The sequence below is a fragment of the Pseudomonas sp. GW821-FHT01E05 genome (genome assembly GCF_059422425.1).
This window is the reverse complement of sequence record NZ_JBWKWW010000005.1, coordinates 53,442-79,527: the sequence shown is the minus strand read 5'-3', so window position 1 is coordinate 79,527 and position 26,086 is coordinate 53,442. Positions and strand designations below refer to the sequence as shown.

General features: G+C 58.6%; 23 protein-coding genes and 2 pseudogenes. 13 read left to right on the top strand and 12 right to left on the bottom strand.

The features are described 5' to 3' along the window. Positions 1–33: 33 nt before the first annotated feature. The 4 genes and pseudogenes from AC07W5_RS12225 (at position 34) to AC07W5_RS12210 (ending at position 2,462) form a co-directional block, all read left to right on the top strand. Positions 34–891, top strand: a complete 858-nt coding sequence (locus AC07W5_RS12225) for a fumarylacetoacetate hydrolase family protein (protein WP_495023460.1) — start codon at positions 34–36, stop codon at positions 889–891. A 229-nt stretch (positions 892–1,120) separates the two neighbouring features. After that, entirely contained in the window at positions 1,121–1,954 is an 834-nt protein-coding gene (locus AC07W5_RS12220; RefSeq protein ID WP_495023459.1) for an enoyl-CoA hydratase/isomerase family protein, read from the top strand. A gap of 179 nt (positions 1,955–2,133) precedes the next feature. Beyond that, positions 2,134–2,367: pseudogene (locus AC07W5_RS12215) on the top strand (fumarylacetoacetate hydrolase family protein); the annotation flags it as partial. Between the two features lie 32 nt (positions 2,368–2,399). After that, on the top strand, positions 2,400–2,462 hold the full coding sequence (locus AC07W5_RS12210; protein ID WP_495023630.1) for a hypothetical protein: 63 nt from the start codon (positions 2,400–2,402) through the stop codon (positions 2,460–2,462). A gap of 99 nt (positions 2,463–2,561) precedes the next feature. On the opposite strand, the gene AC07W5_RS12205 is transcribed toward AC07W5_RS12210, so the two are convergent. After that, positions 2,562–3,434, bottom strand: coding sequence for a LysR family transcriptional regulator (locus AC07W5_RS12205; protein ID WP_495023458.1), 873 nt, complete (start codon positions 3,432–3,434; stop codon positions 2,562–2,564). Between the two features lie 186 nt (positions 3,435–3,620). Here AC07W5_RS12205 and AC07W5_RS12200 point away from each other — a divergent pair, with 186 nt between their 5' ends. The 4 genes and pseudogenes from AC07W5_RS12200 (at position 3,621) to AC07W5_RS12185 (ending at position 7,917) form a co-directional block, all read left to right on the top strand. Continuing rightward, on the top strand, positions 3,621–4,619 hold the full coding sequence (locus tag AC07W5_RS12200) for an NAD(P)H-quinone oxidoreductase (protein ID WP_495023629.1): 999 nt from the start codon (positions 3,621–3,623) through the stop codon (positions 4,617–4,619). A 189-nt stretch (positions 4,620–4,808) separates the two neighbouring features. Then, positions 4,809–5,876: a phosphotransferase family protein gene (locus AC07W5_RS12195; RefSeq protein ID WP_495023457.1), complete on the top strand. Its 1,068-nt coding sequence runs from the start codon at positions 4,809–4,811 to the stop codon at positions 5,874–5,876. Between the two features lie 36 nt (positions 5,877–5,912). Beyond that, positions 5,913–6,504: pseudogene (locus tag AC07W5_RS12190) on the top strand (SDR family oxidoreductase). A 483-nt stretch (positions 6,505–6,987) separates the two neighbouring features. Further along, positions 6,988–7,917 (top strand): LysR family transcriptional regulator, encoded by a 930-nt coding sequence (locus AC07W5_RS12185; RefSeq protein ID WP_495010918.1) that lies wholly within the window; start codon positions 6,988–6,990, stop codon positions 7,915–7,917. Between the two features lie 14 nt (positions 7,918–7,931). Here the strand turns inward: AC07W5_RS12185 and AC07W5_RS12180 are convergent, their stop codons facing one another. Together AC07W5_RS12180 and AC07W5_RS12175 are read right to left on the bottom strand one after the other, a co-directional pair. Next, positions 7,932–8,708, bottom strand: coding sequence for a substrate-binding domain-containing protein (locus AC07W5_RS12180; RefSeq protein ID WP_495010917.1), 777 nt, complete (start codon positions 8,706–8,708; stop codon positions 7,932–7,934). A gap of 25 nt (positions 8,709–8,733) precedes the next feature. Then, a complete protein-coding gene (locus AC07W5_RS12175) occupies positions 8,734–10,038 on the bottom strand; it encodes an MFS transporter (RefSeq protein WP_495023456.1) in 1,305 nt (434 codons plus the stop codon). A gap of 209 nt (positions 10,039–10,247) precedes the next feature. On the opposite strand from AC07W5_RS12175, the gene AC07W5_RS12170 reads away from it, so the two are divergent. Beyond that, the gene (locus AC07W5_RS12170) at positions 10,248–10,586 is read left to right on the top strand and encodes an FKBP-type peptidyl-prolyl cis-trans isomerase (protein WP_494995241.1); all 339 of its coding nucleotides are present in this window, start codon (positions 10,248–10,250) and stop codon (positions 10,584–10,586) included. Positions 10,587–10,591: 5 nt separating this feature from the next. On the opposite strand, the gene AC07W5_RS12165 is transcribed toward AC07W5_RS12170, so the two are convergent. Beyond that, positions 10,592–11,497 carry a LysR family transcriptional regulator gene (locus AC07W5_RS12165; RefSeq protein ID WP_495023455.1) on the bottom strand — a complete coding sequence of 302 codons (906 nt, stop codon included), beginning with the start codon at positions 11,495–11,497 and terminating at the stop codon, positions 10,592–10,594. A 105-nt stretch (positions 11,498–11,602) separates the two neighbouring features. Here AC07W5_RS12165 and AC07W5_RS12160 point away from each other — a divergent pair, with 105 nt between their 5' ends. Further along, the gene (locus tag AC07W5_RS12160) at positions 11,603–12,841 is read left to right on the top strand and encodes an SGNH/GDSL hydrolase family protein (RefSeq protein ID WP_495023454.1); all 1,239 of its coding nucleotides are present in this window, start codon (positions 11,603–11,605) and stop codon (positions 12,839–12,841) included. Between the two features lie 14 nt (positions 12,842–12,855). Here the strand turns inward: AC07W5_RS12160 and gstA are convergent, their stop codons facing one another. Further along, positions 12,856–13,461, bottom strand: a complete 606-nt coding sequence (gene gstA, locus AC07W5_RS12155; protein WP_494995244.1) for a glutathione transferase GstA — start codon at positions 13,459–13,461, stop codon at positions 12,856–12,858. A gap of 197 nt (positions 13,462–13,658) precedes the next feature. Beyond that, complete coding sequence (locus AC07W5_RS12150) at positions 13,659–14,267, bottom strand: LysE family translocator (protein WP_494995249.1); 609 nt, start codon at positions 14,265–14,267, stop codon at positions 13,659–13,661. Positions 14,268–14,372: 105 nt separating this feature from the next. Between AC07W5_RS12150 and AC07W5_RS12145 the strand changes: the two genes are divergently transcribed. Beyond that, positions 14,373–15,266 (top strand): LysR substrate-binding domain-containing protein, encoded by an 894-nt coding sequence (locus AC07W5_RS12145; RefSeq protein WP_495023453.1) that lies wholly within the window; start codon positions 14,373–14,375, stop codon positions 15,264–15,266. A gap of 98 nt (positions 15,267–15,364) precedes the next feature. Here AC07W5_RS12145 and AC07W5_RS12140 read toward each other — a convergent pair whose 3' ends face one another. The 5 genes from AC07W5_RS12140 to AC07W5_RS12120 form a co-directional block, all read right to left on the bottom strand. Next, entirely contained in the window at positions 15,365–16,384 is a 1,020-nt protein-coding gene (locus tag AC07W5_RS12140) for a branched-chain amino acid aminotransferase (protein ID WP_494995251.1), read from the bottom strand. Positions 16,385–16,542: 158 nt separating this feature from the next. Beyond that, positions 16,543–17,928, bottom strand: a complete 1,386-nt coding sequence (gene lpdA / locus AC07W5_RS12135; protein ID WP_495023452.1) for a dihydrolipoyl dehydrogenase — start codon at positions 17,926–17,928, stop codon at positions 16,543–16,545. An 18-nt stretch (positions 17,929–17,946) separates the two neighbouring features. Continuing rightward, complete coding sequence (locus AC07W5_RS12130) at positions 17,947–19,218, bottom strand: dihydrolipoamide acetyltransferase family protein (RefSeq protein ID WP_495023451.1); 1,272 nt, start codon at positions 19,216–19,218, stop codon at positions 17,947–17,949. Next, positions 19,219–20,277: an alpha-ketoacid dehydrogenase subunit beta gene (locus AC07W5_RS12125; protein ID WP_494995254.1), complete on the bottom strand. Its 1,059-nt coding sequence runs from the start codon at positions 20,275–20,277 to the stop codon at positions 19,219–19,221. A 1-nt stretch (position 20,278) separates the two neighbouring features. Beyond that, complete coding sequence (locus tag AC07W5_RS12120) at positions 20,279–21,514, bottom strand: 3-methyl-2-oxobutanoate dehydrogenase (2-methylpropanoyl-transferring) subunit alpha (protein ID WP_495010905.1); 1,236 nt, start codon at positions 21,512–21,514, stop codon at positions 20,279–20,281. A 194-nt stretch (positions 21,515–21,708) separates the two neighbouring features. Here AC07W5_RS12120 and bkdR point away from each other — a divergent pair, with 194 nt between their 5' ends. Both bkdR and AC07W5_RS12110 read left to right on the top strand, forming a co-directional pair. Then, the gene (bkdR, locus tag AC07W5_RS12115) at positions 21,709–22,197 is read left to right on the top strand and encodes a Bkd operon transcriptional regulator BkdR (RefSeq protein ID WP_018929722.1); all 489 of its coding nucleotides are present in this window, start codon (positions 21,709–21,711) and stop codon (positions 22,195–22,197) included. 153 nt (positions 22,198–22,350) lie between these two features. Further along, positions 22,351–25,200, top strand: coding sequence for a TRAP transporter substrate-binding protein (locus tag AC07W5_RS12110; protein WP_495023450.1), 2,850 nt, complete (start codon positions 22,351–22,353; stop codon positions 25,198–25,200). Here the strand turns inward: AC07W5_RS12110 and AC07W5_RS12105 are convergent. Then, positions 25,187–26,050, bottom strand: coding sequence for an MBL fold metallo-hydrolase (locus AC07W5_RS12105; RefSeq protein WP_494995257.1), 864 nt, complete (start codon positions 26,048–26,050; stop codon positions 25,187–25,189). The two genes, AC07W5_RS12110 and AC07W5_RS12105, sit on opposite strands and share 14 nt — an antisense overlap. Positions 26,051–26,086: the final 36 nt, after the last annotated feature.

Here is a 26,086-nt window from a genome sequence, read left to right as displayed (position 1 = left end):
TAACCGATCTCACTTTAAATTGAAGGGCCGATCATGAAATTTATGCGCTTTGCCAAAGATGGTCGTGTCGGGCTAGCTGCAGCGGCAAAAGGAGAAGAGTTCTATGGATTCTTTCTCGCTGACATTCCGGAATTTGGCGACCTTGGTAACGCTCTACTTGCGGGCGAGGAGGCAGTCGCTTCGCTTGGCGCACGACTTTTGCAAGGGGAACCCGTGGACTTCGCAACCTGCGACCAACTTCCCCCGCTCAGTTCACCCGAAAAAATCGTGTGTATCGGATTGAACTATCTTGACCACACGAGCGAGGCGGGATTGGCACAACCAGATTACCCAACCATTTTCTCGCGTTTCTCATCGAGCCTCATCGGACACCGCCAACCAATCGTCCGGCCCAAAGTGTCCCAAAAACTCGACTACGAGGGGGAGATCGTCATCGTTATCGGTAAGGGTGGACGGGCAATTGCGAAGACCTCGGCGTTAACACATGTCTTTGGATACTCTTTGTTCAACGACGCGACCTTACGCGATTATCAGATGCGTACGCCCCAGTGGACAATGGGCAAGAACTTCGACGGTACGGGCTCATTTGGTCCTTACATCGTGACGGCAGATGAACTGCCTGCCGGTGTGAAGGGGCTGAAACTGCAAACACTGCTGAACGGCCAGGTCGTTCAGGAAGGTAATACCAACGACATGGTTTTTGATGTGGCGACGCTCATCGAAACTGTCAGCGAAGTGATGACACTAGCCCCAGGCGACCTGATTGTTTCAGGTACCCCCTCCGGTATCGGTATGGCACGTACGCCGCCGCTTTGGATGAAGCCAGGTGACACCTGTGTCGTAACTTCGGAAGGTCTGGGTAGCTTGGTAAACCCTATTGTGGATGAGTAATTGAACCCAGTGCTTTTAACGCCCTCATGTTTGGTGGGGTGCCGTCTGTACTGGAAACGGTCAACTTTTTTTACGCTGGCGAGTGCGCAGACGATTTCCGCATCGCACGGTTTTTTGGCATTGATTTCGAATCTGGCGAGTTGGCATATCTGCGTAATGTCACGAGAACGAGAACATAAACCATGCCGAAATGGTTTACCGAAGCGATCACCAAAATGGAGCCAGTATCATGCGATATTCTGATTACAAATGCTTCCGGTTCAGGTTTGATTCTGGAGTTGCATTCGTCAGCATCAATCACCCACCGATAAATCTTCTTGATGAAGTGCTGTCGTTGGAGTTCGACAAACTTGGCAAAGAACTCGAGGTCGATGAGAGTGTCCGAGTCGTGGTCCTACAGAGCGAACTTCCTGATTTCTTTATAGCTCACTCTGGATTGGGGAGGGTTGGAGCCGCTCCCAAAACTGTTTCCCATACCCGCAGCTTTCGCCTTACACAGATGATTGGCGAACGGTTCAAGAACATGCCTAAGGTAACCATTGCAAAAATCGAAGGACGGGCTCGGGGAGGAGGGAGTGAGATCGCACTGGCTATGGACATGTGCTTTGCTGCCCAAGGCAAAGCGGTTTTCTCCCAGCCAGAGGTCGCCGTTGGGCTTGTTCCGGGCGGTGGCAGTACGCAAAGATTGCCACGGCTCGTCGGGAGGGGACGCGCCTTGGAGGTGCTTTTGGGTTGCAACGATTTTTCGGCGGAGCAGGCTGAACGTTATGGCTTTATCAATCGAGCGTTACCGGCGCAGGAGTTGACACCTTTTGTCGAGGAACTCGCTCACCGAATCGCCTCATTCCCTGCGCATGCCATTGCTCATACCAAGGCGGCCGTGGATATTGGAGCATTTGGCTCCTTGGCAGAGGGACTGCTGGTTGAAGCCCATGAGTCAGATTTGAGTGTCGCTCACGACGTGGCGCAAGCGCGTGTGGCGGAGGCATTGAAGGTTGGTGCTGAAACTTATGAAGGTGAGCTGGAGATGGACTTTATGTCGAAACTTTCCCCACTGTACTAATAGCGCCATTTCGGATTGCCATTTGGCGGAGTGTTTCAACATTTCGGGGAGAGCAAAACTTCGAAGTTCGTGGATAGTCGGCAATGTTCGGTAGCACATGGCGCAGATCGGCGTGGGGATATATCCATTGAACTTGGGCTGACGATCAGCGAGTACATGACGGCGGTGCGCTCACCGTCATGTACGCGCCCAGCGGCGTTTTTCAAGGTAGTTGTCGCGTCGTTACGTGTCCGCCCTCCGGCGGCAAGGGCTTGCGGCTGGAACCCCGCGTTAATGGAACACTCGTTCAGTGGGTCAATACCAAGGACATGATCTTTGATGTAGCGACCATCATCTCCACCCTCAGCGAAGCGCTCACCCTGGAGGCCGGCGACGTAATAGTGAGCGGCACTCCGGCTGGCGTCGGCTTCGGCATGACCCCAAGGTCTACCTCAAGCCCGGTGACGTGGTTGAGGTCTCAATCGAAGGTATCGGCAAACTGGTCAATTCGGTGATGGACGAAGCCTAACGGTAGCGGCAGGCCATGCAACCTCGCATGGGCTCCGCCTCGTGTGGCCGGGCAAAGCGCCCCGATGATGAGCAGCAGGCCTGGCGCCGGTGAGCCTAACTATTTTGTGTGAGTTGCGTGATCTTCGAACGCGGTGACGATGCCATCAATCATTGCGGCGATGCGCGCGGTATGCCGAAGGTCCTGATGCGTGACGAGCCAGACTTCATAGACCGCCCCACGTGCGGGTTCCGGCCATATCTGCACGAGGCCGTCGTGTTCAGCCAGATGTATCGGAAGCTCGCCGATGCCGATGCCGGCCTTTACCGCAGTGCGCAGCATGAGGCTGGAATTGAAGGTTGATACGATGCGCCCCGCGTGTATCGGTTCGCCAGCGAGCGTTGGTGATCGATTAGCGGCCCAAAGGACAAGATCGTGGCCCGCGAATGCGGAGCCAGCGACGGGCTTGCCGTTTCGCTCAAGATAAGCACTCGATGCAAAGAGCGCCATGGGCCACCGAGCAATGCGTCGCGCGACAAGATCGGGATTATCCGGTCGGACTGACCGGACCGCGATATCCGCTTCGCGCTTTGCCAGGTTTAGCATGCGTGTCGAAGTGTCCAGCAGGACGCGCACTTCGGGATGCAAGGCATGCAATCGTTCGATGGCCGGAAGCAGGAACTCGAGCGCGATCAAGTCGGTACTGGTGACCCGTACGTCCCCCGCAAGCCGTGTATCCGTACCTTGAGTTTGCCTGACGAGTTCGTGTGCGAAGTGCTCCATTTTCTCCGCTGATCTCAGCGCGACCTCGCCAGCGGTGGTCAACGCGTAACCCTCAGATGTGCGGAGAAAGAGCGTTGCACGTAGAGCGTGCTCCAGTGCCGCAATCCGCCTGCCGACCGTCGCCTGATCGAGATTAAGTGCTCTGCCTGCTCCACGGAGCGTTTTTTCACGCTCCACCGCTAGAAACACTCTCGCATCATCCCAATTCATCGTGCCCTCCTGGTGATGCAGATTTGCATCTCACGACATGAATAATGCTGCACGCCAGCATCAGAGTCGATACCTATACTGCGCTGACTCGGGGCCCACGCTCAATGATCCGCACGGATCAATCGAGCATCATCTTTTGAAGGAGTGATAGCTATGTCTGTTCCAACTTATCGCGTACCGTCCCACATGACGGCCATTGAAATTCAACAGCCCGGCGGTCCTGAGGTCCTGGTGCCGACTACGCGTTCGGTACCGACGCCAACCGTCGATCAGGTGCTGATCCGCATCCACGCGGCTGCCGTGAACGGCCCAGACGTGTTCCAGCGCAAAGGGCTGTACGATCCACCCGCTGGAGTGACTGACATTCCAGGCCTGGAAGTGTCAGGTCAGGTCGTCGCCGTTGGCTCCAACGTGTCCAACTTCCAGATCGGTGAACTGGTGTGTGCGCTGATTCCCGGCGGTGGTTACGCAGAATTTGCAGTCGCGGATGCCTGCAACACAATGCATATCCCCAAAGGCCTGTCGTTGTTGGAAGCGGGAGCCATGCCAGAAACGTTTATGACGGTATGGCTGAACGTTTTTCAGCGCGGCAAGCTGGTTGCTGGTGAGTCGGTGTTGGTCCATGGCGGCGCGTCAGGTATCGGTACCACCGCGATCATGCTGGCGAAGGCATTTGGCGCTTCGAAAATCATCACGACAGTCGGATCGCAGGCGCATCAGGAGGCCAGCCTGGCGCTAGGTGCGGACATCGCAGTTAATTACCTCGAGGCCGATTTCGTCACCGAAACGAAGCAGTCCACCGATGGCAAAGGCGTCGATGTGATCCTCGACATCATTGCCGGCGACTATGTGCAGAAAAACTATGACGTCGCCGCAATGGACGGCCGGATTCTTCAGGTGGGTGTGATCAAGGGCCCGGCGAAGGACCTCAACGTCATACCGATGATGATGAAACGTCTAACGCATATGGGCTCAACCTTGCGTTCGCGCACATCCGCGGAAAAGGCGACCATCATGAGTGAACTCGAACAGCAGGTCTGGCCGCACATCGAGAGCGGCAAGATCAAGCCGGTTATCTACAGGACCTTTGCGCTCACTGACGCTCGCGGCGCTCACGAGCTGATCGATTCCGGCACGCACTTTGGAAAAATTGTCCTGACGACAGGCGCCACTCTAATCGGCTAAAAGCCTGGCGTTTCACCAAACCGGCAAGCCTCTGCCGGTTTGGACGTGGGCGTGAAGAAAGGACATATTTTTAAAAGATATACCCGCATTACGCTCACTTATAAGGCCGTCTCTGCCTTGTGAGCAGGCATTTTCCGCATTAAGTTCGTCAATAGTATCTGCCCCTCATAATAAGCAGAGGAGATAGACATGGCGCTTACTGACCAATCCACCAAGATCCGCTCTGGCGAAGAACTCGATGCCAACCTGATTGATCCATACCTCAAGGCCCACATTCCGGGCTTGAGCGGTTTGCCGCAGATCAGCCAGTTTCCGGGTGGCGCATCGAACCTGACCTACCTGATCAAATACCCGCAACAGGAATTCGTCCTGCGCCGTCCGCCGTTTGGTCACAAGGCCAAATCGGCCCACGACATGGGCCGTGAATACCGCATTCTCAATCAGCTCAAAGACGGCTTCCCGTATTGCCCGAAAGCCTACGTGCACTGCACCGACGAGTCGGTGATCGGCGCCGAGTTCTACGTGATGGAGCGGGTCAACGGCATCATCCTTCGTTCTGAACTGCCCAGTGAATTGAACTTCAACGCAACGAAGACCGAAGCCCTGTGCAAAAGCTTCATCGACAAGTTCGTCGAACTGCACAAAGTAGACTACGCCGCTTGCGGCCTGGCCGATCTGGGCAGACCTGAAGGTTATGTGGCGCGGCAGATCAAAGGTTGGAGCGACCGCTATGAGAAAGCGCTGACCCCGGACGCTCCGCAGTGGGAATTAGTCAAAGCCTGGCTCAACGACAAGATGCCGGCCGACCACCCGACGTCCAGCATCGTGCACAACGACTATCGCTTCGATAACGTGATTCTGGACCTGAACAACCCGATGCAAATCATCGGCGTGCTGGATTGGGAGCTGACTACCCTCGGCGACCCATTGATGGATCTGGGCAACACCCTGGCCTACTGGATCGAAGCGGGCGACCCTGCGCCGGTACAACTGATGCGCCGCCAGCCCAGCCATGCGCCCGGCATGTTGACCCGCCGCCAGTTCGTCGATTACTACGCCGAACGCGCGGGGCTGCAGATCGACAACTTCGACTTCTACTACACCTATGGGCTGTTCCGACTGGCGGGTATCGTGCAGCAGATCTACTACCGCTTCTTCCGTCGCCAGACCCAGGACAAACGCTTCGCACAGTTCATTCACATGAACAAACTGCTGGAACAAATGAGCCTGCAAGTCATCCAGAAATCCAGCCTCTGATCGCCCGCAACGGCCGGCCCAAAACAAGAGTAAACCATGTCCAAGACTCAGTTGTTCGACCTCGAAGGCAAGATCGCTTTCGTTTCCGGCGCCAGCCGTGGCATCGGTGAAGCCATCGCCAAACTGCTGGCCCAGCAAGGCGCCCACCAACCCGCAGTTCTGTAACGTGCTGGACACCGACCTCAGCGCCTTCCAGAAAACCGTGGATGTGAACATTCGCGGGTACTTCTTCATCTCGGTGGAAGCCGGCAAGCTGATGCGCGAAAACGGTGGCGGCAGCATCATCAACGTGGCTTCGATCAGCGGTATATCGCCGGGCCCATTCCAGGGCATCTACTCAGTGACCAAGGCTGCAGTGATAAACATGACCAAGGTTTTCGCCAAGGAATGCGCGCAATTTGGCATCCGCTGCAACGCTCTGTTGCCAGGCCTGACCGACACAAGGTTCGCTTCGGCACTGGTGAAAAACGACACGATCCTGACCCAGGCCCTGTCCCGGATCCCACTCAAACGTGTGGCCGCTCCGAGCGAATTGGCCGGTACTGTGTTGTACCTGGCCAGCGATGCGTCCAGCTACACCACGGGTGTGACGCTTAACGTGGATGGCGGCTTCCTGTCTAAAACGTGAGTCTGCAAGCTTGTCTATGCACGCTCAAACATCGCATTCGAGGCAACTCCAGTCTGCCACAACAGGGGGCTTGCGCCGGCCCGAAGCCACTCTAAAAGGGCGCTTGCCAGCCGATTTCTGCCGGTCAATATTGAATGAAGTAGGTCCTTTGCAGCTGGCTAGCCTCCCAATCTCGGCCAGTCCGCTGGTATTTCTGCCCCTGAACCAAGTTTTATCGCTTCAATCGTTTGGCATAAATCTCTGCACGTACCGCCCCCAAAACCGGTTCCTTGCGCCTACAGTGGCGGCGGCGAATTGATGAGTCGCCCAATAGGAAGGGGGGGCAACTTATTCGGTGGCTGTGTAATCCGGCTTGCCCATTACAACTTATCTGAAAAGAATTTAACTCTCAGTGAAGATGACCGATTAGTTCGTTACAATTTGCATCAATTTGTTACATTCATAGGATAAGCTGATCAATTCGTTTGTCGCTGAGTGGGCGCCATGGCCATCAATTTCGACCTGAATGACTTGCAGGCTTTTCGCGCCGTGGTCGAGCAGGGCAGCTTTCGCAAGGCCGCCGACACGGTGCGCATCTCCCAACCGGCGCTGAGTCGACGGATTGAAAAGCTCGAAGACGCACTGGGCGTCAAGCTGTTTGAGCGCACCACCCGCCGCGTTAGCCTGACGCAGGCAGGGCGAGCGTTTGCGCCCAGTGTCGACCGTTTGCTGGATGACCTGGATGTGGCACTGCTGGGGCTCAGCGATGTCGCGTCGACCCGTTTGGGTTACGTCACCGTGGCCTGCGTGCCTTCGGCGGCCTACTACTTCATGCCACGGGTGGTCGCCCAATACCATCAGCGGTTTCCACGAATCAAGGTCAAGGTGCTCGACTCGAGCGCCCATGACGTGCTGAGTGCGGTAGTCAATGGCGAGGCGGATTTCGGCTTGAGTTTCATGGGCACACTGGAGGCCGAGGTCGAGTTCGAACCACTGGTGCAGGAGCGCTATGTGGTCGCCTGTCGACGCGATCATCCCTTGGCCAGTCGCGCAAGCGTGAGCTGGAGCGAGCTGTACCAGCAGGATTACATTTCCCTCGACAAGACCTCGGGCAATCGTTTTCTGCTGGATCAGGCGCTGAGCGGGATAGTACCGGCGCGTCAGAGCATCTGCGAAACCCGTCATGTCACCACGATGATCGGCCTGGTCGAAGCCGGGTTGGGTATTGCCGCGGTGCCGTTGATGGCGATGCCCGGCAGTGACCATCCGATTCTGACTCATGTAACGCTGACCGACCCGCAAGTGATGCGCAGCGTTGGCCTGCTCAAACGCAGGGGACGGACCTTGACGCCTGCGGCGTTGGAGCTGGAGCGATTGATCGTCGAAATGAAGGTCAGCCAACCGCCAGCACCGGCCTCAGCGCAGATCGGCTGAGGTCGGCGCCAGGCTTAGTGGCTGACCGAGTCCAGTCCGGTTGCCGTGACATCTGGCTGGGCGGCCGGGGAGGCGAGGTAGTCGAGCAACGCCTTGGCTTGCGCCGGGTGTTGCGCGTCGACCGGAATGCCAGCGGCGAAGCGTGTCACCGACTGCACGGATTCCGGGATCTTGCCGACGAATGTCACGCCGGGCACCGGAAGTAATTCACTGACCTGTTGGAATCCCAGTTGGTAGTCGCCAGTGGCAACCACGGAGCCCACCGGGACTTTGGGCACCATGGTTGATTTGGCTTTGAGCTGCGGTTCGATGCCCAGGCGCTTGAACATCTGGTCCTGTATGTACACACCGCTGGCGCTGTCGGAGTAGGCTACGGACTTGGCGTTCAACAATGTCGCCTTCAGCGCCTCGACCGAGCTGATGTCCGGCTTCGCCGCACCCTCGCGCACCACCAGGCCAATCCTCGAATCGGCCAGTTCAACCCGCGACTCGGGCAAGACCTTGCCTTGTTTGATCAACTCATCCAGGGCGTAGCCAACCATGATCACCACATCTGCGTGCTCACCACGGGCCAGGCGATTGGGGATTGCCTCAGGCGACTTGCCCATGGACGGACCGAGCGCGGTGTCGAGGGTGTTGCTGGTGGCGGCGGCGAACTTCGGGCCAAGTACTTTGTAGGCGGCGGTAAAACCACCGGAGGTCATCACACGCAGCTCTTCGGCTTGCACAACGGTGCTCAGGCCCATAGCACCGAGCAATGTCAGCGCCGCGAGGTTCAGTAATTTTTTCATCGACACATCTCTGTCAGGGGTTGGCTTATTGCACGGCGGCTTGCAAACGACCGGTCGAGCGCCGGTACAGGTAAAGCGTTGCGCACAACGCACACAGGGCGGCGAAGCTCATCCAGTAACCGGGGGCGGCCTTGTCGCCGGAATACTGGATCAAGAAGGTCGAAATTGCCGGGGTAAAGCCGCCGAATACCGCAGTTGCCAGGCTGTAGGCCAGGGAAAATCCGGCCACGCGGACTTCCACCGGCATGATTTCGGTCAGTGCTGCAACCATTGCGCCGTTGTACAAACCGTAGATGAACGACAGCCACAACAGCACCAGCAACATGTTGATGAAGCTCGGTGCCTGCACCAGGTACGACAACGCCGGATAGGCTGTGGCCAGGGTCAGCAAGGTCATGGCGAGCAACACCGGACGTCGGCCGATGCGGTCAGACAGCGCGCCACCCAGTGGCAGCCAGCAGAAGTTCGACACACCGACCAGCAAGGTCACCAGCAACGCATCGGCGGTGCTCAGGTGCAGCACGGTTTTGCCGAAGGTCGGTGCGTACACGGTGATCAGGTAAAACGCGGTGGTGGTCAGCGCCACCATCAGCATCCCGGCGATTACGATCTGCCAGTTCTGCAGCAGTGTGCCGAACACCTGGCGCATGCTAGGGCGGTGGCGGCGAGCAGTGAACTCTGCGGTTTCTTCGAGATTGCGCCGCAGTAAAAAGATGAACGGCACAATCATGCAACCGACGAAAAACGGAATGCGCCAGCCCCAGTCGGCAATTATCGTCGCCGGCATCCATTGGTTCAGCCCATAGCCCAGCGCGGCGGCAATGACGATCGCCACTTGCTGGCTGGCCGATTGCCAACTGGTGAAAAAGCCCTTGCGGCCCGGTGTGGCGATTTCCGCCAGGTACACCGACACGCCACCCAACTCAGCACCTGCGGAAAACCCTTGAAGCAGCCGGCCGATCAACACCAGCGCCGGGGCAAACAGGCCGATGGTCTCGTAGCCGGGCACCAGCACAATCAGAATCGTGCCGCTGGCCATGATCGACAGGGTGACGATCAAACCTTTGCGGCGGCCGACATCATCGATGTAGGCACCGAGAATCACTGCGCCCAACGGGCGCATCAAAAAACCTGCGCCAAACACCGCGAAGGTCATCATCAGAGAGGCGAATTCGCTGCTGGCAGGGAAGAACGCCGCCGCGATATAGGTGGCGTAAAAACCGAAGAGGAAGAAGTCGAACTGTTCCAGGAAGTTGCCCGAGGTGACCCGGAAAATTGCACTGGCCTTGCTGCGAGCGGATGTCGCTGGCGGATGGGTAGTAGCTTGCATGTTTTGTCTCCCGCGCTTTTTATGACATGCGCAACGTGGCGCATGGATCTTATTAGGGCGCAATACTGGAGCAGGTCGATCGATATGATAAGTGCATATTTAGCATCTATTGATGCGTCAAGGTTATCACTCCAACAGGATTGCCCTGCAACGTAAAATCTGAGAAAACGCGGTCCGTGTTTAGGGTCATCGCTAACGAGAGAGCAGTAATGAACGAAGAATTGCAGGTCATCGACCTTGAATTGGGTGACGGCAAAGCGGCCGTCAAAGGCGCCTTGATTACCACCCAATACCGCGGCTTTCTGGAGGACGGCACACAGTTCGATTCTTCCTGGGATCGCGGCAAACCTTTTCAGTGCGTGATTGGCACTGGTCGAGTGATCAAGGGGTGGGATCAGGGCTTGATGGGGATGAAGGTTGGCGGTAAGCGCAAGTTGCTGGTGCCGGCGCATCTGGCGTATGGCGAGCGTTCGATGGGCGCCATCACGCCCAATTCCAATCTGATTTTCGAGATTGAATTACTGGAAGTGCTGACGCGCGACGACTGACGCTGTTACGCCTCGAACCCCGGTAACTGGCCGATTCGCGCGCTGAGAAACTCCGTGAGCAACCGTGCGCGCAACGGTCGGTAGCGGCGTTCCGGGTAGAGCAGGAACGCTTCGTTGGCCGGGCCGTTCCACTGTGGCAGCACCCGTACCAGTTGGCCGTTTTCCAGCAAGTCGCTGACCAGCCAGGCCGGCGTGATGCACAGCCCTGCACCGAGCAGCAGGCCGTCACGGATCGCCAATGAGCTGTTGGCTCGATAGCGTCCTTGAGCAATGACGGTTACGCGTTCACCCTCGGGGCCGCTCAGTTCCAGTTGATCGCCGGTGGTCAGCCAGGCGAAGCGCAGGAAGTTGTGTGGGGCCAGATCTGTCGGGTGCTTCAATGGCGGATGCTTGCTCAGGTACGCAGGCGCAGCCACCAGAATCCGTGGCGATGTTGCGACACGGCGGGCAATGACATTCGGCGGTAGTACGCCTCCCAGACGCAGTGCCAGGTCGACGTTTTCCTCGGTCAAGTCGACAAAGCGGTCATTGAGGATCAGCTCGACCTCGATCTCCGGGTACTGCGCCATAAACTCCAGCAGCAAGGCATTCAGGCGCAACACGCCGAGGCTGACCGGCGCGTTGATACGCAGTAATCCTTGGGGGCGTTCGGTCAGACCTCTAACGTCGGCGAGTGCTTCGTCGTATTCCTCAAGAATTCGTTTCGTGCGTTCGTAGAAACGCTTGCCCGGCTCGGTCGGCGTCAATCCACTGCTGCCACGGGTCAGCAGGCGGGCACCCAATTGTTTTTCCAGTGCGGCGATCAGCTTGCTGACGCTGGGTTGAGTAGTCGCAAGCTCACGAGCTGCAGCGGACAAACTGCCGAGCTCTAGTGCACGGACAAAGCACTGCATGGCTTTCAGATCATTCATTACATTCAATTCTGGAATGGGCTGTATTCGAATTAACCTTCTACCACGTCTTTTTTGAATGGAACACGCTGGCCTCCTCGAAACGCTTCCTCAGGGAGATTCAGCATGAAAAGCCTTCACAGTGCATTGCCATTGATTCTGTCTTTGAGCGCCTTGTTCGCCATGGCTCCGGTCAACGCCCAGGAGCATTGGGTCAGCACCTGGACCGCCAGCCCTCAACCGATCTGGGGCCATGAACTGCCACTGCCCACACGCATTCCCGAAACCCTCACCGACAGCACCGTGCATCAGCAGTTGCGGATCAGCAGCGCGGGGGACCGGGTGCGCGTGGTGATTTCCAACGAGTACGGTCAGCAGCCTCTGGTGATCGGCGCTGCACGGCTGAAGCGGGTCGAGGAGAGCAATGCTGGGAAACCGCTGACCTTCAATGGCCAGACGCAATTGCGCATCGCCCCCGGCGAAAAACGCACCAGCGACCCGATTGACCTCCATGTCCCGGCCCTCGCGGAATTGCTGGTCTCGCTGTACCTGCCGCAACGCACGCCGCTGACCACCTTCCATTGGGACGGCAAGCAAACAGCCGTTATCAGCCCGGGTAACCAGACCCAGGCCATACAGCTAAAGGGCAACAGTGAGGTCGAAGCGCGGCTGTTCCTCAGCGAAGTACTGGTCGACGCAGCGCCTGAAACCCGTGGCGTGGTGGTGCTGGGGGATTCGATCACCGACGGTCGTGGCTCGGCGCTGAACGGCAATCGGCGCTGGACTGACTTTCTCGCGCAACGCTTGAGCGCCCAGCCTGTCGCCGTGCTCAACGCCGGGATCTCCGGCGCTCGTTTGCTTGACGATGGCATGGGCGTCAGTGCGTCGAAGCGCTTTGAACGTGATGTGTTGAGCCAACCCGGCGTATCCAGCGTGGTGCTGATGCTGGGGATCAATGACATCAGCTGGCCGGGCAGCACCTTCGCCCCGAATGCGCCGCTGCCATCAATCGAAACGCTGGTCACCGGCTACCAGCAGCTGATCGGGCAAGCCCGACAACACAAGATTCGCATCGTCGGGGCGACGTTGTTGCCTTTCGAAGGCGCTCTGGAGGGAAGCATCATCGCGCATTACCACAGCGCGAAGAAAGAACAACTGCGTCAAGAGCTCAACCGGTGGATCCGTAGCAGTGGAGCGTTTGATGCAGTGATCGACTTCGATAACATCGTCCGTGATCCGCAGCATCCTGCGCGGCTGTTGCCGGCATTCGACTCTGGAGACCACCTGCACCCAGGGGATCTGGGCAATCAGGCAATGGCCGAGGCGATCGACCTGAAAGCCCTGTTCCAGGTTCCTCGGCCGTAGCTTGCGAACAATGATCAGATCAAGCCTTCTACTTTCAGTGCCTGTTGCACGGCGGGGCGAGCGCCAACTCGCTTCTGGAAGGCCGAGATGGCTGGCCAGGGTGTCAGGTCGATGGCCATGTAGCCAGCCCAATTGACGATGGTGAACAGGTAAGCGTCGGCCACGCTGAACTGGTCGCCAGCGAGATAGTCCTGGCCAGTCAGGGCCTTGTCGATCAGACCCAGGCGACGGGCAATAGAGGCACGAGCGCTGTCTTTGAGTTCATCCGGGCTGGTGGGGTTGAACAGCGGTGCAAAGCTTTTGTGCAGCTCGGTTGCGATGAAATTCAGCCATTCCTGCACGCGGATGCGAGCCATGGACCCGGTGGGTGGCAGAAGGCCGGCGGTCGGCTTCTGGTCGGCCAGGTACTGGACGATGGCCGTCCCTTCAGTGAGCAGTTCACCGTTGTCCAGCTGCAACACCGGGACGTAGCCCTTGGGGTTGATCGTATAGAAATCCACGCCACTGGCGGTGGTGTGGGACTTGAGATCAACCTTCTCCGTTTCGTGGGCCAGGCCCAGTTCGCAGAGGACGATGTGTGGCGAAAGTGAGCAGGCACCAGAGGAGTAGTAGAGCTTCATACCTTTCTCCATTTCGGCAAGTGACGTCGGGAATCCAAACCGAGATGTCAAAAAAATCAGGGAGTGGGGAACTGGCTATAAAGCATAGCGCAACAAAATGAGCCCGATGGTGGCGTTATTATGGCCTTGGCGCCTTGGCCGCATGCCCTTGATTCGTTCCCAGTGGTCGTTTCTTAAGGCATAGCGCCAGGTGTTCACTATCGACTGGCCGAGGCCATCAGCACGCCAAAGCCTGCGAAGGTGACGCCTGACACCTTCGCGGCCAGCCAGGATCCTTTTTGACTCGACAGCCAGCCTTTGGCCGCATTGGCGAGCAGGGCATAGCTGCCATGGATCACGATCACCAGCACGCTGTAGGAACTGACCAGGGTAAAAAACTGGCTGTAGTAGTGCGCCGAGGTGTCGATGAACTGTGGAAACACCGCAAGAAAGAAGAACACGGCTTTGGGGTTCAACAGCTGGATCGACGCCGCTTCGATGAAGCGATACCCAGGGCTGGACGAGCTCACTTCACGCTCGGGGATGAAACGATCGGTGCGCCAGCTTTTGTAACCCAGGTACAAGAGGTACGCCGCGCCTGCATATTTCAGCGCGGTGAACGCGCTTGCGGAGGTCGCGAGTATCAGGCCAACGCTGGTTGCGCTGATACCGGCAACGACAAAGGCCCCCAGGGCGATACCCAAAATACCCGGCAGCGCGCCGCGCCAGCCATGGCGCAGCGCGTTGGAAAGCGTCATGACCACGCCAGGCCCAGGACTCAGAATGGTCAAGGCGGCGAACAGTAAAAATAACCCGTAGCTATTCATCTCTCACTCCATCAGGTGGCGCTGGCTGCGTGCCCGCAGATTGGCGTGACGAGGTGAGCGTGACAAACGCTTTAATTGCACGGCATATGTGACTAAATTAGACGCATGATCAATCAACTCCCTCCCTTGAATGCTGTTCGCGCTTTCGCGGCCGCCGCTCGTCATCAGAGCTTCAGCCTCGCGGCCGAGGAGCTGCATGTCAGCCACAGTGCTGTCAGTCGTCACATCAAACGGCTTGAGGAGCACCTTGGCGTGCTGCTGTTCGAGCGGCGTATCCGGCAATCGGTCCTGACCCCGGCAGGTCAGAGCTTCTTCGAGCAGGTCAGCGCTGGACTGTCACAGATTGCCAACGCCGCAGCGGCACTCAAGCAACAGGCCTCGCTGCGCACAGTGAAAATCAATGTCCGTCCGACCTTTGCCCAGCGCTGGCTGACTCCCAGGCTGGCGGATTTCATGGCGCTGCACCCGGACATCAAACCTGAGGTGGTCACTTCCACACTGGCGCCCGATCACGCACGAGACGGGTTCGACATTGTTATTCGACGTGGCCGCGACGGCTGGGCCCCCGACATTCACGCACAGGTACTGTTCGAAGATGAATTGCTGCTGGTCGCGGCGCCTTCGCTGATCAAGCGTCTACCGCTCGACGACTTGAACGCCCTGAGCCGACATACCTTGCTGACCGCCAAGACACGCCGCGAGGATTGGCACAACTGGGCCCTGCGTTTTGGCGAAGCGCAGTCAGCGACTCAGTCGGCGCTGCAATTCGATCACATGCATCCGGTGCTTCAGGCCGCTGTAGAGGGACAAGGCATTGCCTTGTGTCCGGCCTCCTTGCTGGGCAGTGACCTGTCGAGCGGTCGACTGATCTGTCCGCTGCCTGACTTGCGTATGCCGTTGCCGCGTTATTACTACGGTGTCTCGCCGGACATGACGGCGCAGACTCAGGTGTTTCTGGAGTGGTTGTTTGCCAAAATCGAAGAGGACGCCATGCGGTAGGTCGGTTGATCGCAGGATAATTGAGGTCTTGAGCGCCCGCAAAAAGCCCACCCACCGCGCAAGCGATGGATGGGCTTTTTAGTGCCGCAAGCGCTGGATCAGACCTTGACGATCCAACCCTCTGGCGCTTCGATGTCGCCAGTCTGCACACCGGTCAGCTCTTTGTAGAGCTTCTGGGTGACCGGGCCGACTTCCGTCTGGCTGTAGAACACGTGCAGTCTGTCGTTGTAGTCGATGCCGCCAATCGGCGTGATCACGGCGGCAGTACCGCAGGCGCCGGCTTCCTTGAAGTCGCTGATTTTGTCGATGAACACGTCGCCTTCAACGACTTCCATGCCCAGACGACTTTTTGCCAGTTCGATCAGCGACAGGCGGGTGATGCCCGGCAACACTGAAGGGGATTTGGGCGTGACGAATTTGTTGTCGTGGGTGATACCAAAGAAGTTGGCCGAGCCGACTTCTTCGATTTTCGTGTGGGTCATTGGGTCCAGGTAGATGCAATCGGCGAAATGCGCCTTCTTGGCCAGGGAACCGGGCATCAGGCTGGCGGCGTAGTTGCCGCCGACCTTGGCTGCGCCGGTGCCTTGTGGTGCGGCGCGGTCGTAGCTGGAGATCAGGAAGTTGTGCGGGGTCAGGCCGCCCTTGAAGTAGGCGCCGACCGGGATGCAGAAAATCGAGAAGATGAACTCGGGAGCGGTGCGCACGCCGATGTTGTCACCCACGCCGATCACGAACGGACGCAGGTATAGCGCGCCGCCAGTGCCGTACGGCGGAATGAAGCGCTCGTTGGCACGAACTACGGCCTTACAGGCTTCGATGAAATCTTCGGTTTCGACCTGCGGCATCAGCAGGCGAGCACAGCTGCGCTGCATGCGCAGGGCATTCTGGTCCGGACGGAACAGGTTGATCGAGCCGTCCTTGCAACGATAGGCCTTCATGCCTTCGAAGCATTGCTGGCCATAGTGAAGGGCAGTGGAGCCTTCGCTGATGTGCAGCACGTTGTCTTCAGTCAGGGTGCCTTTGTCCCACGCACCGTTACGCCAGTACGACAGAAAACGCTTGTCTGTCTTGATGTAGTCAAAACCCAGCTTGTCCCAATTAATGCTTTCGTTACCCATGACACCCTCTATCACTTAACAACCGTCGGAACGGTTCAAGGCTTCTGACGTTTTTTTGGATGGGGACAACAATACTTCATTCCGGGCCTAAATCGCAGCCCGGAATGCGGTTACTGATCGTTCCCATGCTCCGCGTGGGAACGATCATGGTGGGGCGGTTACAGGTGTAGCGCGTGGCCCAAAGCGCGCAGCGCCGCTTCCTGCACCGCTTCACCCAGTGTCGGGTGGGCGTGGATGGTGCCGGCGATGTCTTCCAGCCGTGCGCCCATTTCCAGGGATTGGCCGAACGCCGTGGACAACTCCGAAACACCGACCCCGACCGCTTGCCAGCCGACGATCAGATGATTGTCGCGGCGTGCCACAACCCGTACGAAGCCGCTTTTCGACTCCAGGGTCATCGCCCGGCCATTGGCGGCAAACGGGAAGTTGGCAACGATACAGTCCCAACCTGCGGTCTTTGCTTCATCCGGGGTCTTGCCTACCACTACCAGTTCCGGGTCGGTAAAGCACACGGCAGCAATGGCGGTGGGGTTGAACTCGCGGTGTTTGCCCGAGATCAACTCGGCGACCATTTCCCCCTGTGCCATGGCGCGGTGGGCGAGCATGGGTTCGCCGCTCAGGTCGCCGATGGCCCAGACATTGCGCATGCTGGTCTGGCAACGGTTGTCGATCTTGATCGCCGAACCGTTCATGTCCAGGCCCAGGGCTTCGAGGTTCCAGCCTTGGGTGTTGGCGCGACGGCCCACGGCGACCAGCACCTGATCGGTTTCCAGATTAAGGATCTCGCCGTTTGCGTCGCGCACTTGCAGGGTGTTGGCTTGCGCATCGAAGCCTTCGACGCTGTGCTTGAGATGCAGCTTCACGCCCAGCTGTTTCAGCGCGTCAGCAACCGGTTGAGTCAGTTCCTGATCGTAGGCCGGCAGAATCCGATCCTGTGCCTCGACCACACTGACCTCAGCGCCGAGCTTGCGATAGGCAATGCCCAGTTCCAGCCCGATGTAGCCGCCACCGACCACGATCAGCCGTTTTGGCACGCTTTTCGGCGCCAGGGCTTCGGTGGAGGAGATGATTGGCCCGCCGATTGGCAGCATCGGCAGGTTGACGCTTTTCGAGCCGGTGGCCAGCAACAGGTGCTCGCACTGGATGCGGGTATCGCCAACTTCGACGGTCTTGCCGTCAATGACCTTGGCCCAGCCCTGTATGACCTGGACCTTGTTCTTCTTCAGCAACGCCGCGACGCCGGTGGTCAGGCGATCGACGATGCCATCCTTCCACTCGACGCTTTTACCGATGTCCAGGGTTGGCGCCGAGACGTTGATCCCGAGGGCCGAGTGCTGGCTGTGATGCTGGGTCTGGTGGAACTGCTCGGCTACATGAATCAGCGCTTTCGACGGAATGCAGCCGATGTTCAGGCAGGTGCCGCCCAGTGCCTGGCCTTCGACCAGAATAGTGTTGATGCCCAGCTGGCCAGCGCGAATTGCCGCCACATAACCGCCAGGGCCGCCGCCGATGATCAGCAGCGTGGTGTTTAGAGTCTGTTGCATGCCTTGCTCCACAAATGCTTATTCCACAAACAGCGTGGCGGGTTGTTCGAGCAAGCCACGCATGGCCTGGATGAATTGCGCCGCGTCCATGCCATCGACCACGCGATGGTCGAAGGAACTGGAGAGGTTCATCATCTTGCGAATCACGATCTGGCCTTTGATCACCATTGGCCGTTCGACGATTTTGTTGACGCCGATGATCGCCACTTCCGGCAGGTTCAACACCGGGGTGCTGACGATGCCGCCAAGAGCGCCGAGGCTGGTCAGGGTAATGCTTGAGCCGGACAATTCATCGCGGCTGGCCTTGCCATTGCGCGCGGCAGTCGCCAGGCGGGAGATTTCTGCGGCGCTGTCCCACAAGCTGCGAGCTTCGGCGTGACGCACAACCGGCACCATCAAGCCGATGGCACTTTGGGTGGCGACGCCAACATGCACCGCGCCGAGGCGGGTGATGACCTGGGCTTCGTCGTCGTAACGGGCGTTGATCTGCGGGAAGTCGCGCAGGGCAACGACTATGGCCCGTACCAGGAATGGCAGCAGGGTCAGCTTGCCGCGGCTGGCGCCGTGTTTTTCATTCAGATGTGCGCGCAGTTCTTCCACGGCGGTCACGTCGATTTCTTCGACATAACTGAAGTGTGCAGCGCGCTGGGTGGCTTCCTGCATGCGCTGGGCAATCTTGCGCCGCATGCCGATCACCGGGATCTGCTGTTCGTCATGGCGTGCGGTGTAAGCAGCGCCAGCGGTCGACTGAACGGATGGACCGTGGGCGAGATACGCGTCGAGGTCTTCATGCAGAATCCGCCCGGCAGGGCCAGTGCCCTGAACCAGACGCAACTGAATGCCGGCGTCGAGTGCACGTTTGCGCACGGCCGGGGAGGCCAGCGGACGCTCATCGGCCTCGCGAGCAACCATCGGGCCTTGGCACACGGCTGGGCGCGGGGCCGCAACCGGTTTGTTTTCAACCACTGCTTCAACCTTGGGTGCTTCGATCGGCGCAGGTGTTTCTTTCACTGCCGCAGGCTGAGCCGACTCTTTAACGTTGCCCGCGCCTTCGACTTCAATGCTGATCAGTATGCTGCCAACCGCCATGACTTCGCCCGGTACACCGCCCAGCGCAATCACCTTGCCGTGAACCGGCGAAGGAATGTCGACCATCGCCTTGTCGGTCATCACATCGGCCAACACCTGATCTTCGACGACCATGTCGCCGACCTTGACGTGCCACACCGACAATTCAACTTCTGCAATGCCTTCGCCAATGTCCGGCATCTTGATAACGTGCGTGCCCATTCAGACCTCCATAACCCGATGCAAAGCCGCGCCCACACGGGACGGACCAGGGAAGTACGCCCATTCCTGAGCATGCGGATACGGGGTATCCCAGCCAGTGACGCGCTCGATAGGCGCTTCCAGGTAGTGGAAGCAGTGCTCTTGCACCAGGGCGACCAGTTCGGCGCCGAAACCGCAGGTGCGGGTCGCTTCGTGAACGATCACGCAACGTCCGGTTTTCTTCACCGACTTGACGATGGTTTCCAGATCCAGCGGCCACAGGCTGCGCAGGTCGATTACTTCAGCATCGACACCGGTTTCTTCGGCCGCGACTTGCGACACATAGACCGTGGTGCCGTAGGTGAGGATGGTGACATCCTTGCCCGGACGGGCGATGGCCGCCACGTCCAGCGGCACGGTGTAGTAACCGTCCGGCACTTGCGCGGCCGGGTGTTTCGACCAAGGGGTTACCGGGCGGTCGTGGTGGCCGTCGAACGGGCCGTTGTAGAGGCGTTTGGGCTCAAGGAAGATCACCGGGTCATCGTTTTCGATGGAGGCGATCAGCAGGCCTTTGGCGTCGTAGGGGTTGGATGGCATGACGGTGCGCAGGCCGCAGACCTGGGTGAACATTGCCTCAATGCTCTGGCTGTGGGTCTGGCCGCCGTAGATGCCGCCGCCGCATGGCATGCGCAGGGTCATCGGCGCGGTGAACTCACCGGCCGAGCGATAGCGCAGACGCGCCGCTTCGGAAATGATCTGGTCCGACGCCGGGTAGACGTAATCGGCGAACTGAATCTCGGCCACCGGCCGCAAACCGTAGGCGCCCATGCCCACGGCGACGCCGACGATGCCGCTTTCGGAGATCGGCGCGTCGAACACCCGCGAGGTGCCGTACTTGCTCTGCAAGCCTTCGGTGCAGCGGAATACACCGCCGAAGTAACCTACGTCCTGGCCGAAGACCACGACGTTGTTGTCGCGCTCAAGCATCACATCCATGGCCGAGCGCAGGGCCTGGATCATGGTCATGGTGGTTGTGGTCATGGCGGTGTCCAACTGGATATTGTTGTTGTGATCGTTCATGTCAGATCCCCAACTCTTGACGCTGGCGCTTCAAGTGCTCCGGCATCTCTTTGTAGACGTCTTCGAACATCGTCGCGGCGCTCGGAATCTGGCCACCGGCGAGGGTGCCGTACTGCTCGGCTTCTTTCTGCGCAGCAATGACTTCGGCTTCGAGTTCGGCGCTGACGGCGGTGTGTTCTTCTTCAGACCACTGACCGATTTTCACCAGGTGCTGCTTGAGGCGCGCAATCGGGTCGCCCAACGGGAAGTAGCTCCAGTCGTCGGCAGGACGGTATTTGGACGGATCATCGGACGTCGAGTGCGGGCCGGCGCGGTAGGTGACCCATTCGATCATGGTCGGGCCAAGGTTGCGGCGGGCGCGTTCGGCGGCCCACGCAGAGGCGGCGTAGACCGCGATGAAATCGTTGCCATCGACCCGCAGGGAGGCGATGCCGCAACCGACGCCACGACCGGCGAAGGTAGTGGCTTCACCACCGGCAATCGCCTGGAACGTGGAGATTGCCCACTGGTTGTTGACCACGTTGAGGATCACCGGCGCGCGGTAAACGTGGGCGAAGGTGAGGGCGGTGTGGAAGTCTGATTCAGCGGTGGCGCCGTCGCCAATCCAGGCCGAGGCGATCTTGGTGTCACCCTTGATCGCCGAAGCCATGCCCCAGCCCACGCCTTGTACGAATTGGGTGGCCAGGTTGCCGGAAATGGTGAAGAAGCCTGCGTCTTTAACCGAGTACATGATCGGCAACTGACGGCCCTTGAGCGGGTCGCGCTCGTTGGACAGCAACTGGCAGATCAGGTCCACCAGCGGTACTTCGCGAGCCATCAGGATGCTTTGCTGGCGGTAGGTCGGGAAGCACATGTCGTCGATGTTCAAGGCCAGGGCCTGAGCGCTGCCGATGGCTTCTTCGCCAAGGCTCTGCATGTAGAACGACATTTTCTTCTGACGCTGGGCGACCACCATGCGGTTATCGAAGATCCGCGTTTTGAGCATGGCGCGCATGCCTTTGCGCAGGATCTCGACCGGCACGCCTTCGGCCCACGGACCGAGGGCATTGCCCTGGTCGTCGAGCACGCGAATCAGGCCGCGGGCCAGGTCGGCCGTGTCGGCGGGTTCAACGTCGATTGGGGGTTTGCGCACCAGGCCTGCGTCGGTCAGACGCAAGTAGGAGAAGTCGGTTTTGCACCCCGGGCGACCCGAAGGTTCGGGAACGTGCAGGCGCAGCGGTTCGTACGGTTGGTTCATGGCTTCTACGCTCGATCTTGTGAATTTCTTGTAGTGGGCGCGCTAGCTGACGATCTTTCTTTGGGTAAAAGAAATCTTGTCCTACAACAATCATAGGCCTCGCCAAGAAGAATATTTCTCTGTGTTTCGTTGCGCTTTAAGTCATTTGAGGATAAAAAATCTGCATAAACATAAAAAACAGGTGGTTTATTCTCATGCGCAAACTGGATCGTACCGATATCGGGATTCTCAACAGCCTCCAGGAGAACGCCCGCATCACCAACGCCGACCTCGCACGCTCGGTCAACCTGTCGCCGACGCCTTGCTTCAACCGGGTCAAGGCGATGGAAGAACTGGGGCTGATTCGCGAGCAAGTCACGCTGCTCGACGCCGATTTGCTCGGGCTGCACGTCAATGTGTTCATCCACGTCAGCCTCGAGAAACAAGTCGAAGAAGCCCTGCAGCACTTCGAAGAAGCGATTTCCGACCGACCGGAAGTGATGGAGTGCTACCTCATGGCCGGCGATCCGGATTACCTGATCCGCGTACTGGTGCCGACCATCCAGTCGCTGGAGCGTTTCATGATGGACTTTCTGACCAAGGTCCCGGGCGTGGCGAACATCCGTTCAAGCTTTGCGCTCAAACAGGTCAGGTACAAGACTGCGTTGCCATTGCCGGCCAATGGCTTGACGCTGGCGGGATAGCTCCATTAGGGATAGCTCCATTAAGGATAGCTCCGTTCATCACAGGACTTTGCCATAACGCTTGCGCGGTGCTTTATTCATAAAAGTGCATAAGAGAGCCAGTCGCCCTCATCTGCGCAAGCCGATAAGCGTTGCCGAGCCTGAGGTGATGAGATGGGCGAATGGGAGGTTTGCGAGTGCAAGGGCGCAGCTTCCTGGTCAGGTTGGCACAGGTTGCTTTTGGCTCTGCTGTTGTGCGTTGCCTCGCAGGTCGTACCTGCTCAGGATCGGCCCGTTCTGATCGCCATCGCCATTGCCCATAACCAGACATTTGACCAGGCAGCGGGCGCTATCCAGGAGGGCCTGGAAGACGTTGCAACCGTTAGACACCTCAATGTGGCGTCTGCCGATAGCGTGATCAAAAGTGTCATGCAAGGGGAGACCGATTTAGCCATCGTCCCCGTTTCTGCCCTGAGTGAATTTGTCCCTGCCTTCGCAATATACGGCCTGCCATTTACATTCTCCGAGACAAGGCCCTTTTCATTTTTCATGAGCTCGCAGTTGCAGCCGCAACTGGCCGAGCAACTTAAAGAGCAGGGATTGCAGGCGTTGGGCGGGGTCTGGTACGGGGGAACGCGGGTTATTGCCAGCCAGCTTCCCCGGCGTTCGCCTACGGACTTCAAGGGCACCAGGCTCGCGGTTTCCAGCGATGATTGGCAGTCGATGGATTTTTCAGGCGTGGGCGCCGAGTCGATCAAGATGTCTGATACGGACATGGCGTCGGCATTGGCCACCGGGGCGGTTGATGCGGCAGAAGTCCCCTGGGATCGCGTTACGAAAATCAAGGCCGCATTCGTGACGCAAAGCGATCATCGCTTCAGCGGGTTGATTGCCATCTACAAGGCTTCGCGTTTTTCAGCATTGCCTGCTCCAGCACGCGAGCGCATCACCCAGGTCATGAACTACGCCGAGGAATATGTCACCTCGAACATTATCGCTCGGGAGAGTGAGGCGATCGATGCGGTGCAGTCCTCCCCGTACATCACCTGGATGGGCGTCGATGAGGGGATGCGTGCTCAATGGCAGGTGGCATTGGCCAACCGCCAGGCATCGGCTATCGAGAAAATTGGTCCATCGCTGGTGAGCGAGGCGAGAAACAATCCGAATTACACACAGCGCTTGAGCAAGGCGACCCCGACCTTTTCCATCAACTGGAATGCCTGGTTTCAATCCTCGCCCAGGCAGGTCAAGAATGTCTTGGCCGCAGGCAAACCCTATGATTTTGTACTGGATCTTGGTCGGGGCATCTATCCCGGGGCATTGAGTAGCGGGATCAGCAGCCTGCTGCAGCAAGAAATCGCTGCGGATCCGGACAGCGACGAGATCCACTTGCTGGTTCGGCCAGTGCTGATGGGCGGCATACTCGAGCCGGCACCGGGTTCGGATTTTCGGGCTCGCAGATTCAATGTCCACCGCGATCGCCTGCCGGCCAGGACCGCTGACGAGTCTCTGCGGGAAAAAGCGCGCCATCACCTCATCGGCTTGAGCGACCTGGCCAAGGCGTTGAGTGTCGATGCGCCCATGGCGTGGCCGCTTATCGCCCGTCAGGCGGGTTGTGCGCAGGTCGTCCTCTCGATTTGGGATGCTGCGGGGCTGCGGCCTCTGGACTACATCGTGGTCAGTGTGCCGGTGAGCGACGTCGGACAGCAGTACCCGCCGGCGTGCGACACCAGCCTGAGAGGCGGAGAACTGGTGTCCGGATTGGAGAGGCTGCTGGAGGTCGGAAAAAATGCGCGGCAGACGTCGTCCGCAGACGCCGCCTTACATTTGTTTGACTTGATTCCCAGGGGCGAGGGCGATGCTGCGACGGTTGCGGTGTACGTTGATCACTCAGAGTTTGACGCCGCCCAGCGTCAAGGAAAGATGCCGCCAGTCTATGCGTGGGAGCTTGCAGGCAATCTGACGCACTTTCTGGAGCAGGACTCCATGCTGCCAGCCTCAATCGCGAACACCCGCGAGCACTTGGGTTCCGCCCAGCCTTACACCGATGTCGTCAGGCAGATGAACAATATGCTGTTCAACGGCCGTACCCCGGAAGATCAGCGGAATGCTGACGCGGCAAGGGCGGCGATGCAGCGTCTGACACAACGTGTCGAAGTCCCGGTGGTATTGGTGCGTTACTTCGATTCGTGGGGAGAAATGCAAAACCTGCCGCTGGCCTTGTTGGGCGCCGATGCGCCTGACCAACTGTTCTCCCATCGAATTACCGTTGTCCAGCCGTTACAGGACGCCCAGACGCTCGAACCCGGCACCTGTTTCAGCGGTTGGGACTTTGCAATTCCCAAAGCACTGGATGGCGTGGGGGCCGAGTCCGCCGAGTTGTTGATGAAGGATGACTGGCGGATGCAAGGGCGTGATGTCAACTGGTATCAGAACAACACCGACTTGCTCAAGTTCATGACCCAGGCTGACACACCTTCGGTGACCAGCAGCGCCTTGGTGCTTCTCGCGCATCACGGCAAGGGTGACGTCACGTTCTCCACCTCAGGGCTTCCTGGCCGGGTGCTGGACTCTGACATGAGAAGGCATTTCACGCCGGGTAGCGTGGCAATCCTGACGGCGTGTTCCACCCTTGGCGTCTCGGCCGCCAGTCAGACTTTCGTCAATATGCTGGTGCGTCGAGGTGTGGGCGCCGTGGTTGCTTCACCTTTCCCGGTGGACTCGGATTTCGGTACCCGGCTTTCGGTCAGTTTCGTTGCGGTGGCTCAGCAGTTGCGGGCAAGTGGTACGTCCGCGCGGTTCATTGATATTTTCAATCGGGCCTTACAGAAAACCATCGATGCCTATGGCAAGAACTCGGGCTATGCGGACATGGCCCTGGAATTCCAGATCATAGGTGATCCTGAATTACGCATGTGTGGTGCCCCGACAGGATCAAGTCAGCAAACGGGAAAGGTCAACGGGCGCTTCAGAGTGTCAGGTGGTCGACTGTCAGTGAGCCGCTTGCACGTCACAACCGATTGATCGGAATCTTCAGGTAAGTCACACCATTGTCTTCGGCGGGCGGCAGATTCCCTGCGCGCATGTTGACCTGAATCGCCGGCAGCAACAGCCTCGGCATGCATAGCCCGGCATCACGCCGGGTGCGCATGGCGACGAAAGCGGCTTCGTCGATACCGTCATGCACATGGATATTGCTTTTGCGTTGTTCGGCGACGCTGGACTGGCACGCAAATGCGCGGTCCGCAGGCGGGTAGTCGTGGCAGACGTAGAGGCGGGTGCCTGCGGGGAATGCCAGCAGCTTGTGTATGGAGGCGAACATTTGCCGCGGGTCACCACCGGGGAAGTCGCAGCGTGCGGTTCCCACGTCGGGCATGAACAAGGTGTCGCCCACCAGAATCAGTTCATCGTCGATCAGGTAGGCCATGTCCGCCGGGGTATGACCCGGCACATGCAACGCCCTGGCCTTGAGGTTGCCGATGGTGAACTCCTCGTCCGGTGCAAACAGATGGTCGAACTGCGAACCGTCGATTTTGAATTCCGGCTCAAGGTTGAACAGGGTTTTGAACACGTCCTGAACCTTGCAAATCAGCTGGCCGATGGCGATCTTGCCGCCCAGTTCCCTGCGCAGGTAGGGCGCCGCGGACAGGTGGTCGGCGTGGGCGTGGGTTTCCAGCAGCCACTGCACCTGCAAACGATGTTCGCGGATGAAGGCAATCACTCGGTCGGCCTGGGTGGTAGCGGTTCGCCCCGATGCGGGATCATAGTCGAGCACCGAGTCGACGATCGCGCAGTGCCCGCCATCGAGTTCAAAGATCACGTAGGTGTACGTCGACGAGGCTTCGTCCAGGAAGGCTTGAATCAACGCTGACATGGGGCAGATCCTTTCGGGATGAGTCCAGAAGGTAAA